9 protein-coding genes are annotated in these 14,297 nt (G+C 66.6%); 5 read left to right on the top strand and 4 right to left on the bottom strand.

Going from position 1 to position 14,297, the window contains the following annotated elements; all coding sequences use genetic code 11:
- Positions 1-13: 13 nt before the first annotated feature.
- Positions 14-1,519, bottom strand: a complete 1,506-nt coding sequence (locus tag ACFPO9_RS10230; protein ID WP_379770204.1) for a peptide MFS transporter — start codon at positions 1,517-1,519, stop codon at positions 14-16.
- Positions 1,520-1,737: 218 nt separating this feature from the next.
- On the opposite strand from ACFPO9_RS10230, the gene ACFPO9_RS10225 reads away from it, so the two are divergent.
- From ACFPO9_RS10225 to ACFPO9_RS10215, 3 genes are all read left to right on the top strand, one after another.
- Positions 1,738-3,915, top strand: a complete 2,178-nt coding sequence (locus tag ACFPO9_RS10225) for a hybrid sensor histidine kinase/response regulator (protein WP_379770202.1) — start codon at positions 1,738-1,740, stop codon at positions 3,913-3,915.
- A 252-nt stretch (positions 3,916-4,167) separates the two neighbouring features.
- Positions 4,168-7,473, top strand: a complete 3,306-nt coding sequence (locus ACFPO9_RS10220; protein WP_379770200.1) for a PAS domain S-box protein — start codon at positions 4,168-4,170, stop codon at positions 7,471-7,473.
- 141 nt (positions 7,474-7,614) lie between these two features.
- The gene (locus ACFPO9_RS10215) at positions 7,615-7,932 is read left to right on the top strand and encodes a hypothetical protein (protein ID WP_379770198.1); all 318 of its coding nucleotides are present in this window, start codon (positions 7,615-7,617) and stop codon (positions 7,930-7,932) included.
- A 76-nt stretch (positions 7,933-8,008) separates the two neighbouring features.
- Here ACFPO9_RS10215 and ACFPO9_RS10210 read toward each other — a convergent pair whose 3' ends face one another.
- The 3 genes from ACFPO9_RS10210 to map are packed head-to-tail and all read right to left on the bottom strand — an operon-like array spanning position 8,009 to position 12,229.
- The gene (locus ACFPO9_RS10210; RefSeq protein WP_379770196.1) at positions 8,009-8,755 is read right to left on the bottom strand and encodes a pseudouridine synthase; all 747 of its coding nucleotides are present in this window, start codon (positions 8,753-8,755) and stop codon (positions 8,009-8,011) included.
- Between the two features lie 50 nt (positions 8,756-8,805).
- Positions 8,806-11,394 (bottom strand): [protein-PII] uridylyltransferase, encoded by a 2,589-nt coding sequence (locus tag ACFPO9_RS10205; RefSeq protein WP_379770194.1) that lies wholly within the window; start codon positions 11,392-11,394, stop codon positions 8,806-8,808.
- 10 nt (positions 11,395-11,404) lie between these two features.
- Entirely contained in the window at positions 11,405-12,229 is an 825-nt protein-coding gene (gene map, locus ACFPO9_RS10200; protein WP_379770191.1) for a type I methionyl aminopeptidase, read from the bottom strand.
- 226 nt (positions 12,230-12,455) lie between these two features.
- On the opposite strand from map, the gene rpsB reads away from it, so the two are divergent.
- Both rpsB and tsf read left to right on the top strand, forming a co-directional pair.
- Entirely contained in the window at positions 12,456-13,202 is a 747-nt protein-coding gene (gene rpsB, locus ACFPO9_RS10195; protein WP_379770189.1) for a 30S ribosomal protein S2, read from the top strand.
- 115 nt (positions 13,203-13,317) lie between these two features.
- Positions 13,318-14,226, top strand: a complete 909-nt coding sequence (tsf, locus tag ACFPO9_RS10190; RefSeq protein ID WP_379770187.1) for a translation elongation factor Ts — start codon at positions 13,318-13,320, stop codon at positions 14,224-14,226.
- Positions 14,227-14,297: the final 71 nt, after the last annotated feature.

Raw genomic sequence — 14,297 nt, 5'->3', positions numbered from 1 at the left:
GGGGGAGACTGTATTACTGGTGCGACTGGTGGCTGGCCGTCAGCTTGCGCATCAGCGGCAGCGCCAGCAGGGCGATAACGGTGCAGGCGATCGCGCCCATGCCCAGCTTGTTGAACAGGCTGGTGTAGATCGGCAGGGTCAGCACCGGATCCGTCAGGTCCTTCGGCACGCTGGCCAGGTTGGCGACCACGCCGCCCAGGTATTGCGAGATGCCGGTGGCGACGAAGTAGGCGCCCATCATGAAGCCGCTCATGCGCGCCGGCACGTAGCGCGCCACCATCGCCAGGCCCAGGCCCGACACCAGCAGCTCGCCCAGCGAATACAGGCCGTAGCCGGCGATCATCACCCACGAAGAGGTCATGCCGTTGACGGCAAACACGCCGGCCACGCCGTAGGCGAAGAAGCCGGCCGCCACCGCGGCGAAGCCGAGCGCGAACTTGCCGGCGATCGACAGGTCCTTGCCGGTGCGGCCCGCGGCCGAGTAGACCCAGGCCAGGACCGGGCTCAGCACCATGATCCAGATCGCGTTCAGGGCCTGGAACTGGGCCGGCGACCAGGTCCACAGGTGGGCGCCGAAGACGCTGAAGTCGAGGTCGACGTTACGCAGGGCGAACAGCGACAGCGAGGTCGACATCTGCTGGTAGAAGATGAAGAAGAACACGGTCTGCAGGGTCAGCACCAGGGCCGCGATCAGGCCGGCGCGCTCGCTCGGCTCGCTCTTCCGGATCAGGTGCACGAAGATGCCCAGCACCACCAGGCCGGCCAGGTAGACGAAGGCGCGCGCCAGGGCCTGGTTCTCCAGGATCTCGGCCGAGCCGAACACGACGACCACGGCGCCGGCCAGCACGGCCAGCAGCTTGCCGACCTGCAGCGGACGCTCGTCCGGCAGGCTGCCGACGTGGGCGATGGTGGCGCGCATGAACAGCACGTTGAACAGGCCCAGCACCAGGCCGACGCTGCAGACCGCGAAGGCGGCATGCCAGCCCAGGTTGCTGCCGTAGGCGGCGTTGACGTAGTCCTTGATCCACGGCGTGGCCAGCATCGACACGGTCGAGCCGACGTTCACCGCCATGTAATACAGGGTGAAGGCGGAGTCGATCTTGGAATCGTCGCCTTCGTAGATCTTGCGCACCAGGTTGGCGGTGTTGGGCTTGAACAGGCCGTTGCCGACCACTACCACGCCAAGGGCGCAGAACAGGAAGCGGGTGCTCTCGGTCGGCACCGCCATCAGCGCATAGCCGACGGTCAGGACCATGGCGCCGAGGTACATCGAGCGCTTGGTGCCCAGCACCTTGTCGCCGATCCAGCCGCCGATGGCGGGTGCGACGTAGATCAGGGCCGCGGCCGCGCTCCAGACCAGGTTGGCGCGGCTGTCTTCGAAGCCGAGGCGCTCGACCATGTAATAGACGATCAGCGCCTGCATGCCGTAGTAGCCGAAGCGCTCCCACAGCTCGATCAGAGCGACGGTGAGGAAGGAACGGGTTTGTGTGTAGGGTAGTGGTAGGGTTTCGGTTTTCATGGGTCTCCCGGATTCTCGGATGCCGCCTTGTGAGCAGGCAATCCCCGGATGCTACGCGAGCGCGGCCCTTCGCGCAATGCCGGAAAAGAGGGGCGTAAAGACTGCCGTGGCGGGCCGCAAGCGATTTTGCTCGGCCGTGCGGCATGAAAAAACTTGCCGAATATAAAATGGAACGTTGCCCGAGTCTATCCTGGCCAATCGAGGATCGAAACGACACCATGAGAGTGCGCACCCACCTGAGTTTGCTTGCCGCGGCGGTCTTCCTGCCGATGATCATCGGCGCCGGCGTCGCCATCAAGCTGCTGCTGGACGCCGAGCGCCACGCGGTGCTGCGCGGGATGCAGGAACTGGCGCGCGCCTCGGTGCTGGCGATGGACCAGGAACTGACGGCGGCGATCGCCTCCGGCCAGGCCCTGGCCACCTCGGCGCGCCTGCGCCAGGGCGATTTCGAATACTTCTATCGCCAGGCCCGCAGCGCCAACGCCGGCACCGGCCGCCAGACGGCGGTGCTGCGCGAGGATGGCCAGCAGCTGTTCAATACCGTGCTGCCCTACGGCGAGCCGATCCCGCCGCCGCCGGCCGCGGCCCTGCAGCGCGTGCGCGGCGTGTTCGAACGCCAGCGGCCCACCGTGTCGAACCTGATCGTCGGCAGCGCCAGCCGCCGTTACGTGATTTCGGCGGAGCTGCCCTTGACCCTCGACGACGGCCGCCGGGTGCTGCTCGACCAGTGGTTCGACATCCAGCACCTGAACCGGCTGCTGCCGCGCGACGTGCCGGCTTCCTGGCAAGTGTCGGTGTTCGACCGCGACGGCGCCGCGCTGGCGCGTAACGAGGTTTCGAGCGCATCGGTCGGCGCGCGCGCAAGCCCCGGACTGCTGCAGGTGCTGCGCAGCGGCGCCGCGCGGACCGAACTGCCAGGGCGCGACGGCGCGCCACCGATGGCGGCGGCGCTGGCCCGCTCTTCGCTGTCCGGCTGGACCGCCGTGGTCGGCGTGCCGGTGAGTGAACTGGAGGCCACGGCGGCGAGCGCGGTTTCCTTGACAGCGGCGACCCTGCTGTGCGCGGTGGTGCTGGCGCTGGCGGGGGCGATCCTGTTCGCGCGGCGCCTGCTGGCGGCCACGGAGTACCTGGGCGCCGCCACCGAAGGCATGGCCGAAGGCTGGCTGCCGCCGCCGGCCGACCTGCGCATCACCGAATTGAACAGCCTGCAGCAGGTCCTGCACGCGGTTTCGCGCCGCCTGCAGAAGGCCGAGACCGGGCGCCGCAAGCACCTGGCCGAGGTGCAGACGGCGCGCAGCGTGGCCGAGGCGCAGAACCGCGCGAAGGACGAATTCCTGGCCATGCTGGGCCACGAGCTGCGCAACCCGCTGGGCGCGATCAGTTCGGCCATCGCCCTGATCCAGATGGGAGCGGGCGGCCAGGCGGCCGGGCGCGCGCACCAGATCATCGCGCGCCAGAGCCGCCACCTCGCGCACCTGGTCGACGAACTGCTGGACGCCAACCGCGTCCTGAGCGGCAAAGTGGTGCTGGCGCTGGCGCCGCTGGACCTGGCCGCGGCCGTGCGCGAAGCGGCCCTGACCCTGCAGACCCAGGGCACGACCGCCGGACACGCGTTGACGCTGGACCTCGAGCCCTTGTGGGTGAACGGCGATCCGACCCGCCTGCAGCAGGTGATCGGCAACCTGGTCGAAAACGCCGCCAAGTACACCCAGACCGGCGGCCATATCCATGTCAGCACCCGGCGCCAGGGCGGCATGGCGGAGCTGGTCGTGCGCGACGACGGCAAGGGCATCGACGCCGAACTGCTGCCGCGCGTCTGGGACGTGTTCGTGCAGGGCAAGGTGAGCAGCCGCGCCAAGGGCGGCCTCGGCATCGGCCTGGCGGTGGTCAAGTCGCTGGTGGAGCAGCAGCACGGCTCGGTGGCCGTGTTTAGCGCCGGCGCCGGGCAGGGCAGCAGCTTCACGGTGCGCCTGCCGCTGGCGCAGGAAACGGCGGCCACGGCCGAGCTGCCTGCGCCCGAAGCCACGGCGCTGGACGGCCTGCGGGTGCTGGTGGTCGAGGACAACGAGGACTTGCGCGAGATGCTGTGCGCGCTGCTGGCCGCGCGCGGCTGCGCGGTCGGCAGCGCCGCCGACGGCCGGTCCGCGATCGCGCTGGCCGCGGATGCGCTGCCGCAGGTGGCCTTCGTCGACATCGACCTGCCCGACATCTCCGGCCACGAGGTGGCGCGCGCACTGGCCGGACAGGGCGGGATCCGGCTGGTGGCGGTGACCGGCTACGGCCAGCCCGAGGACGTGCGGCGCGCGCTGGCGGCCGGTTTCGACCGCCACCTGAAGAAGCCGGTGTGCCTGGAAGATCTTGAACGCGCAGTCGGCGAGATGGACCTGGTGCGCTGAGGCCAGCCCTCATTGTGAATTTGCAACAAAGAACGCGCCATCTGCCGGGGCCGCCTTCGGCACCGCTTTATTCTCTTTGGCAGCGCTTCCATTTGTCCTGGACAAAATTCATGCTTGCGTTGGGCGTCGGACCATTCTCGACGGGTGGTGCAAGCGGGCTCATGTACGATTGAATAGGCTTTGGAGATTATCGACTTGTAAAGTAATCTGGCGTCTGGAGTACTAAAACTCACAGATTTCCACATACCACATATGGCCGACTCCGCCCCAGGTTCTGCCGTTGGATACCGTGACGATGCCGTCATCGCCGCCCTGCTGCATGGCCGCGGCGTGCACGTGCAGGGACGCGACGCCGGCGCCGAACGCGCCACGCTGGCCGGGCTGGCCCAAGATCTCGCCGACGATCCGTCCCAGCTGATGCAGCGGGTGGCGGACGCCGCGCGCAGGCTGTGCGGCGCCAGCGCGGTGGTGATCGCGGTGCGCGAACCGGGCCGGGACGGCGAGGAGATCTGCTGGAGCGCGGTGGCCGGCGCCATGGACGGCCAGGCCGGCAGGCGCTTCCCGATCGCGTCCTGTCCTTGCGGCGCCTGCGTCCAGGAGGATTGCGCGGTCCTGTTCGAGCGTCCGGAGCGCGAATTCGAATCGGTGCGCGCGGCCGGCGCCAAAGTCGGCGAGGCGCTCGGCGTGCCGTGGCGCGTGCGCGGCCATCCGGCCGGCGCGCTGATGGCGATGCTGGACGGCGACGGCGAGAACTTCGATGCCCACGACCTCGAGCTGCTGCGCGACCTGGCCGGCTTCGCGGCCGCCGCGCACCAGGCCAGCGGCGCCCTGCGCGGCGGCGGCGATCCGGAGCGGCTGGAGCGCGAGCTGGAGCAGCGCATGCGACCGGTGCTCGAAAGCCGCGAAACGCTGCAGCGCGAAGTCGAGGAAAGCCGCGCCGCCGAGCGCGCGCTGCGCGAGCACAAGGCCCTGATCGACGCGACCCTCAGCATCAGCACCGTGGGGGTGATCTATTTCGACCTCGACGGCACCGTGCGCGACGTCAACCAGGCCTACCAGCGCATGACCGGCTACAGCGAGGACGAGCTGCGCCAGTTCGACAACTGGAAAACCATCACGCTGCCGGCCTTCTGGGACGTGACCCTGCGCGCGGGCCACGAACTGCGCGAGACCGGGCTGACGCGTCCCTACACCAAGCAGATGCTGCGCAAGGACGGCAGCCTGTGGTGGGGGCTGTATGCGCCAGCCCGGATTTCGGGCGAAGGCGCCGGCGCGCGCTGCGTCTGTTTCATCCTCGACGTCAGCGAATTGAAGGAAGCCGAGGCGCGCCTGGCCGAGAGCGAGGAGCGCTTCCGCGCGCTGGTCGAGGGTTTCGGCCAGGCGGTGTGGGAAACCGATGCCGACGCCAATTTCCTCCTGCCGTCGCCCAGCTGGTGCGCCTACACCGGGCAGCGCGAAGCGGCGGCCATGGGCCGCGGCTGGCTCGACGCCGTGCACCCGGACGACCGCGAATACGTGCAGCGCGAGTGGCGCGCGGCGATGGCGATGCGGCGCGGGATCAACATGGAATTCCGCGTGCACGTGGCGACCGGCGGCTGGCGCTGGACCAATGTGCGCGCGGCGCCGCTGTTCGACCCGGACGGCAGCCTGCGCAAGTGGTTCGGCATGAACATCGACATCGACGAGCGGCGCCGCACCCAGGCCGCTCTGGCCGAGAGCGAGCGCCGCTACCGCATGCTGTTCGAAGCCATGGACGAGGGCTTCCTGCTGGCCACCGTGCAGTATGACGGCGAAGGGCGCGCGGCCGGCCTGGCGTACGCGGAGGCGAATCCGGCGGCGGTGCGCATGACCAGCATCCAGTACGTCGGCCCGGGCCAGCTGAAAGTGCGCCCCGAGCACGAGCCCTGCTGGCTGGACGCCTGCGCCCAGGTCGCGCGCACCGGCGCCAGCACCCGCTCGCAGTGCTTTTCCGAGGCGCTGAACAGCTGGTTCGATTTCTTCGTCTACCCGGTCGGCGGCGACACCCCGCGGGTGGCGATCCTGTTCCACGACATTACCGTGCGCAAGCGCGCCGAGGACGCCCTGCGCGAAAGCGAGGCGCGCTTCCGCGCGCTGGCCGACGCTTCGCCGGCGCTGGTCTACCAGTTCGATCCGGACGGGGTCCTGATGTACCTGAACCAGCGCGGCGCGGGCGACTGCGGCCCGGCGGCGGAAAGCGAGGGCTGGCGCGCCAGCGTGCAGCCGGACGCCATGCACAGCTACCTGGAGCAGGTATCGAGCGGGATCCGCCAGCGCGGCGCCTACAACCAGCGGATCCGGGTGCCGGCGCGCGACGGCAGCTGGCACTGGTTCGAATCGCATGCGGCGCCCTGGTATTCCGGCGACGGCCAGCACCGCGGCGCCGTCGGCATCTCGCTCGACATCACCGGCGCCGTGCAGGCCGAGGACGCGCTGAAGGATGCCGACCGCCGCAAGGACGAATTCCTCGCCACCCTGGCCCACGAGCTGAGGAATCCGCTGGCGCCGATCAGCAACGCGGTGCAGCTGATGCGCCGGCCCGACGGGCGCCGCCAGTCCGACCGCGTGGTCGAAATGGTGGGGCGCCAGGTGCGCCAGATCGTGCGCCTGGTGGACGACCTGATGGAGGTGTCGCGCATCACCCGCGGCAAGATCGACCTGCGCCTGGAGCGGGTGCCGGTGGCCGAGATCATCCACAGCGCGGTCGAGACCAGCCAGCTGCCGATCGAGCGCGCGGGGCACCAGCTGGCCGTCGCCTTGCCGGAGGAGCCGCTGGTGCTGCTGGCCGACCGCGTGCGCCTGACCCAGGTCTTCGCCAACCTGCTCAACAACGCCGCCAAGTACACCGATCCGGGCGGACGCATCTGGGTCGACGTCTGGCGCGAGGACGGCCATGCGGTGGTCTCGGTGCGCGACACCGGGATCGGCATTCCGCCGGAAGCGCTGGGCCGGGTGTTCGACATGTTCGCCCAGGCCCACCGCGCGGTCGGGCGCGGGCAGGGCGGACTGGGAATCGGCCTGACCATGGTGCGCAGCCTGGTCGAGATGCACCACGGGAGCGTGGAGGCGCACAGCGCCGGCGGCGGCATGGGCAGCGAATTCCTGGTGCGGCTGCCGCTGGCGGCCCAGGACGACGAACGCCCCGAACGTCCGGGCGCGGCGCAGGCCCAGCCCCATGCGCCCTTCGCCGGGCAGCGCATCCTGGTGGTGGACGACAACCGCGACGCCGCCGACACCCTCGGCCTGTTATTGGAAGCCGACGGCGCCGAGGTGCGCGTGGTCTACGACGGCCGCAGCGCGCTGGCGATGGCGGAGAGCTTCATGCCGTCCAGCGTCCTGCTCGACATCGGCATGCCGGTCATGGACGGCTACGAGGTCGCGCGCCGCCTGCGCCAGGACGAGCGCTTTGCCGGCATGCGCATCATCGCCCTGACCGGCTGGGGCCAGGATGCGGACCGCCGCCAGACCCGCAACCGCGGTTTCACCCACCATTTGACCAAGCCGGTCAGCCTCGAGGAGCTGCATGGAATCCTGACTTAGCGCAAAATCGAGACTTTTCGCAACAGTTTCCAGGCGTTTTCAATCGCCTTGCATTTCTTATGCAGTGTGAGTTGGCTAACATCAAAGGCGAAAACCCGCTGATAGACTGAAATCACGTCAAACCCCTGTTGGGAGGCAGCGATGACGTGGATTTCAGAATTGGTGAGGTATTTCTCGGTGCTGGGCGACCCCCGCCTGGAGCCTGGCACGATCGAAGGCTTGCCGCCGTTCGCCCTGCGCCAGACCGCGGATGCGCTGATGGCATCCGGCTGGATCACGACCTATGAATACGGCGGCGACGACGCCTGGGTCGACTACGCCCGCGTCGACCTGCGCAAGGGCCGCTCCAAGCTCAAGCTCGAGTGGGACCAGGAGAGCGGCGGCAGTATCGATGGGCCGCAGGCGGTGCTGGATGAATTGCGGGTGCTGGATCCGTGGACCCAGGCGCGGCAGCATTGACGCGTGGGCACGGGGTGCCCACCCTACACGTACCGGCATGTCACCGTAGGGCGGGCACCCTGTGCCCGCGTGTATATCAAAACCGCTCGTCGGCGCCGAGATAGCGCCACTGACCCGGCGGCAACTCACCTAACTTGACCCGACCAATTCGCACCCGCTTCAAACCGATCACCTTCAAACCCACCATGTCGCACATGCGCCGGATCTGGCGCTTGCGGCCTTCCTTCAAGGTAAAGCTGAGCTGGTCATCGTTTTGCCAGCGCACCTTGGCCGGCAGCAGCGGCTCGCCGTCCATCCAGAGGCCGTGATTCAGCTTCTTCAAATCGGCATCCGGCAGCTTGCCCGGCCCGGTGTACTGCACGCGCACCAGGTATTCCTTCTCGATGGCCGTGTCTTCCCCGATCAGCTGGCGCGCGATGCGGCCGTCCTGGGTCAGCACCAGCAGGCCGACCGAATCGATATCCAGGCGCCCGGCCGGCACCAGCGAACGCAGCTGGGTGGGGTGGAATTGCTCGGGCGAGGGATCGTCGGCCCAGCGGTTTTCCGGCTTGACCAGCACCACGGCCGGCTTGTAGCCATCCTCGGCCTGGCCGCTGACGAAGCCGACCGGCTTGTTGATCAGCACCGTCACGCGCTTGGACTGCTCGGCCGCGGCCTGGCGCTCGACCGTGATCTTCTGGTGCGGCAGCACCTTGCTGCCCAGTTCGTTGACGACCTTGCCGTCCACGCGGACCCAGCCTTTGGCGATCCAGTCGTCGGCTTCGCGGCGGGAGGAGAGGCCCAGTTCGGACATGCGTTTGGAGAGGCGTACGGGTTCGGTCATAAGTGGTAAATGTTGATCCGTCATTCCCGCCTGCGCGGGAATGACCTTGGTTAAATTTTCAGGGCATCCAGCAATTCAGTTTCAAGCTGCACCTGCACCCGCTGGTTATTCAAGGCCGCCCCATCGATCAGGAATACGTCCTCGACCCGCTCGCCCAGAGTCATGATCTTGGCCGTATGCAGGTTGATCCGATACCGCGCCAGCACGCTCGCAATCGCGTACAGCAGGCCGTTGCGGTCGTTGGCGGCGATCGACAGCAGCCAGAACTGGCCGCGCTCGTCCGGGCGCAGTTCGACGGTCGGGGTGATCGGGAAGTTGCGCGACATGCGCGACAGGCGGGTGCGCAGGGGTGGGCTGAGCGGGTCCTGGTGGGTCAGTACTTCGCACAGCTCGTGCTCGATCAGGCTGATGATGTCGCGGTAGTTGTTGGCGAAGTGCTCGTCCGTGATCAGGAAGGTGTCGAGCGCGTAGCCGTCGCGCGTGGTGTGGATCTTGGCGTCGAGGATGGAGAAATTCTTGCGGTCGAAGTAGCTGCAGATGCGCGCGAACAGGTCCGGCTGGTCCTTCACGTACACGGTCACCTGCAGGCCTTCGCCGATCGGCGCCAGGCGCGACTTCACCACCGGCTTGTCGCGCCCCAGCTTGTCGTGCAGGGAGCGGGTCTGCCAGGCGATGTCGGAGGCGTCGTGACGCAGGAAGTAGGCCATGTCCAGCTGCTTCCAGAGCGCCTCGTGGGCCTGCGGGCCGAGGCCGAACAGGCGCAGGGTGGCCAGCGCTTCCTGCTGGCGCGCGCGCAGCTCGCGGTCGGCCGAAGGCGGCTCGCCGCCCAGCACGCGCAGGGTCATCTTGTACAGGTCTTCCAGCAGCTTGGCCTTCCAGGCGTTCCACACCTTGGGGCTGGTGCCGCGGATGTCGGCCACCGTCAGCAAATAGAGCGCGGTCAGGTGGCGCTCGTCGTTGACCAGGCCTGCGAAACCCGCGATCACGTCCGGGTCCGACAGATCCTGCTTCTGCGCCACCTGCGACATGGTCAGGTGCTGCTCGACCAGGAACACCACCAGTTCGGTGTCGTCCGGGGCGACGCCGTGGTCGCGGCAGAATTCCAGCACGTCGTGCTTGCCCAGCTCCGAATGGTCGCCGCCGCGGCCTTTCGCGATGTCGTGGAAGAGGGCGGCCAGGTACAGCAGCCAGCGGCGCGGGAAGTTGGCGATCAGCTGGCTGCAGAAGGGGTATTCGTGGGCGTGCTCCGTCATCGTGAAGCGGCGCATGTTCCGCACCACCATCATGATGTGCTGGTCGACGGTGTAGACGTGAAACAGATCGTGCTGCATCTGGCCGATGATGCGGCGGAAGTTCGGCAGGTAGCGGCCGAGGACGCCCATGTCGTTCATGCGGCGCAGCGCATGCACGATGCCGCTGGGCGCCTGCAGGATGCGCAGGAACAGCACGCGGTGGGCCGGGTCGGCGCGGAAGGATTCGTCGATCAGCGTGCGCGCATGCCACAGCGCGCGCATGGTGCGCGCCGTCATGCCCTTGATGTCCGGGCGCTCCGTCATCAGCACGAAGATCTCCAGCACGGCGGAAGGCAGGGCTTGGAAGGTATCGTCGCGGGCGATGTCGATGAAACCGTTGACCTCGTTGAAGCGCGGGTTGATCGGCACCGGGATCGAAGGCTGCGGAAACAGCTGGGCCTCGATGTTCTGCAGCAGGATGGTGTTCATCTGGGTGACCGTCTTGGCCGCCCAGTAGTAGCGCTGCATCAGGTATTCACTGGCGCGGCGCGCCTCCAGGCCCTGGCCGGTCGAGCTCAGGCCGAAGGTCTCGGCGATCGCGGTCTGGACGTCGAACACCAGCCGGTCTTCGCGGCGCCGGGTCTGCAGGTGCAGGCGGATGCGGATGTCCTTGAAGGCGTATTCCTTCTCCATCAGCTGGCGCGCTTCCTCGCGCGTGATCAGGCCGCGGATCGCCAGCTGGGTCCAGGAATTGCCGAGCCCCGCCGCCTGGGCCACCCAGCGGATCACCTGCAGGTCGCGCAGGGCGCCCGGGCTTTCCTTGACGTTCGGCTCCAGGCTGTAGGGCGTGAATTCGTACTTGGCGTGGCGCAGCCGCATCTCGGCGGTCTTGGCGTGGTAGAAGGCTTGCGGGTCCATCGCCTCCCGGTAGCGCCGCTGCAGCTCGGCGAACACGGTCTCGCTGCCGGCGATGCGCCGCGCTTCGAGCAGGCTGGTCTGCACCGTGATGTCGGCCGCCGACTCGCTCATGCACTCGTCGACGGTGCGGATGCTGTGGCCGATTTCCAGGCCCAGGTCCCACAGCAGCTGCACGAACTTCTCCAGCCTGGCCTGGGTCAGGGCGTCGGCCGGGGCGCCGAGCAGGATCAGCAGGTCGACGTCGGAATGGGGAAAAAGCTCGCCGCGGCCGTAGCCGCCGACCCCGACCAGCGCCGATGCCGTAGGCAGCCCGGCAAGCTTCCAGGCGTCGGCCAGCACCCCGTCGACGCTGTGGCGCAGGCCGCGCAGCAGCTTCTCGGGTTTGCCGTTCTTGCGGAAGTCCGCAATGATGAGATTGCGCTCATCCTTCAGGCGCTGCCGCAGCTGGGTTTGCAGCTGCGGCTGTTCGGTGGTGGCGGTGCCGGACATAAGTATCGAATCAGGCCGCGACGGTATCCTTGTCGAGCACGATCGCCGGCGGCGGCGGGGTGCCGGCCGAGGTGGTCAGCACTTCGTAGCCGGCTTCCGTCACCAGGATCATGTGCTCCCACTGGGCCGACAGGCTGCGGTCCTTGGTCTTGATGGTCCAGCCGTCCGGCATCTCGCGGATTTCGCGGCGGCCGGCGTTGATCATCGGCTCGATCGTGAAGATCATGCCCGGCTTGAGTTCCTCGCCGGTGCCGGGACGGCCGTAGTGCAGCACCTGCGGTTCTTCGTGGAAGACCTTGCCGATGCCGTGGCCGCAGAATTCGCGCACCACGCTGTAGCCGTTCTTTTCGGCGTGCTGCTGGATCACGTGGCCGATGTCGCCCAGGCGGGCGCCCGGCTTGACCTTGCTGATGCCCAGCCACATGCATTCATAGGTGACTTCGGCCAGGCGGCGCGCCTGGATCGTCGGTTCGCCCAGCAGGAACATTCGGGAATTGTCCCCATGGAAACCGTCCTTGGTGATGACGGTGACGTCGATGTTGACCGAGTCGCCGGCCTTCAGCACCTTGTCGCCGGGGATGCCGTGGCAGATGACGTCGTTGACCGAGGTGCAGACCGCCTTCGGGAAGGGCGGGTAGCCCGGCGGCGCGTAGTTCAGCGGGGCCGGCACGGTGCCTTGCACTTGCACCATGTATTCATGGCAAAGGCGATCCAGTTCGCCGGTGGTGACGCCCGGCTTGACGAAGGGGGTGATGTAGTCGAGCACTTCGGCGCCGAGGCGGCCGGCGATGCGCATGCCTTCGATCTCTTCCGGGGTCTTGAGGGAGATGGACATAGTCTTCTTAATAATGCGATGGGATGTCCGTCCATTATATGTGATCGCGCGATACGAGTATCAACTTGAAATCGGGAGCAAATCCGGCTAGAATCTCGGGTTGCTCGTGTTCATATCGAGTAATGTTGTAAAAAACGTCTTTTTACTGAATCGCGAATGCGGCCGACAAGGGTGCCTGGAATCAGGTGTACTGGCCGTTATTCAAGACCCAACCCTGGAGAATATTATGTCCGTCACTATGCGCGAAATGCTGGAAGCCGGTGTTCACTTCGGCCACCAGACCCGTTTCTGGAACCCGAAAATGGCACCGTTCATCTTCGGTCATCGCAACAAGATCCACATCATCAACCTGGAAAAAACCATGGCGATGTACCAGGATGCGATGAAGACCATCAAGCAGATCGCTGCCAACCGCGGCACCATCCTGCTGGTCGGCACCAAGCGCCAGGCCCGCGACATCATCGCCGCTGAAGCCCAGCGCGCCGGTGTGCCTTACGTCGACCAGCGCTGGCTGGGCGGCATGCTGACCAACTTCAAGACCATCAAGACCTCGATCAAGCGCCTGAAGGACATGGAAGCCATGATCGAAGCCGGCGACGTCGAGAAGATGTCGAAGAAAGAAGCGCTGATGTTCTCGCGCGAAATGGACAAGCTGCAGAAGTCGATCGGCGGCATCAAGGATCTGGGCGGCGTGCCGGACGCGATCTTCGTCGTCGACGTCGGCTACCACAAGGGCGCAATCACCGAAGCCTCGAAGCTGGGCATCCCGGTCATCGGCGTGGTCGACACCAACCACTCGCCGGAAGGCGTTACCCACGTGATCCCGGGTAACGACGACTCGTCGAAGGCCATCACCCTGTACGCACGCGGCGTCGCCGATGCGATCCTGGAAGGCCGTGCCAACGCCACCAACGAAGTCGTCGAGGCGGCCAAGGCTGGCGACGACTTCGTCGAAGTTTCCGAGCAAGCATAAATAGCCGGGCGGACTCCGGTCCGCTGATGTAAGGGAAGGGGCGCCGAGCCTAAGATCGAGCGCCCCTTTTTGCAAGCAGATTCAGCAAGAACAAACTCATTCTGGGAGAAATAACATGGCAGCGATTACTGCAGCGATGGTCGGCGAACTCCGCGCGAAGACCGATGCACCGATGATGGAATGCAAGAAGGCACTGACCGAAGCCGAAGGCGATCTGGCCCGTGCGGAAGAGATCCTGCGCGTCAAGCTGGGCGGCAAGGCTTCGAAAGCAGCCTCGCGCATCACCGCCGAAGGCGTGGTGACGGCTTATGTCGCCGGCAACATCGGCGCGCTGGTTGAAATCAACAGCGAAACCGACTTCGTCGCCAAGAACGACGAATTCATGGCCATGGCCAACCTGGCAGCCAAGCTGGTCGCCGAAAACAACCCGGCCGACGTCGCCGCCCTGGGCGCCCTGCCGGTCGACGGCAAGACCTTCGACGACGTGCGTACGGCACTGATCGGTAAAATCGGCGAGAATATGACCGTTCGCCGCTTCCAGCGTTTCGACACGGCCGGCAAGCTGGCTTCCTACCTGCACGGCAACCGCATCGGCGTGATCGTCGACTTCGAAGGCGCCGACGAGCAAGTCGGCAAGGATGTCGCCATGCACATCGCCGCGATGAAGCCGGTCTCGCTGTCGTCGGACCAGGTGCCGGCTGAAATGATCGAGAAAGAGCGCTCGGTCGCCCAGCTGAAGGCCAAGGAAGACGCCGACAAGGCCGTCGCCGAAGGCAAGCAGCCGCAATCGGAAGAAATCGTTGCCAAGCGCATCGACGGTTCGGTGCAGAAGTACCTGAAGGAAGTGTCGCTGTTCAACCAGGCTTTCGTGAAGAACGACAAGCAGAGCGTCGAGCAGATGCTGAAGGCGAACAACGCCAGCGTCAAGGCATTCACCATGTACGTGGTGGGTGAGGGCATCGAGAAGAAGGTCGACGACTTCGCCGCCGAAGTCGCTGCCCAGATGGCCGCAGCAAAGCAGTAATCAGCAGTAAATGAAGACGGGCCGAAAGGCCCGTTTTTGCAAGGGCATGCGGGCCAAAAGCCCGCATGCCC

This window comes from Massilia aerilata (genome assembly GCF_042656905.1).
In the GTDB taxonomy this organism is placed as follows: domain Bacteria; phylum Pseudomonadota; class Gammaproteobacteria; order Burkholderiales; family Burkholderiaceae_D; genus Telluria; species Telluria aerilata.
Note: the sequence above shows the minus strand (reverse complement) of the source record. Positions and strands in the feature narration are given on the sequence as shown.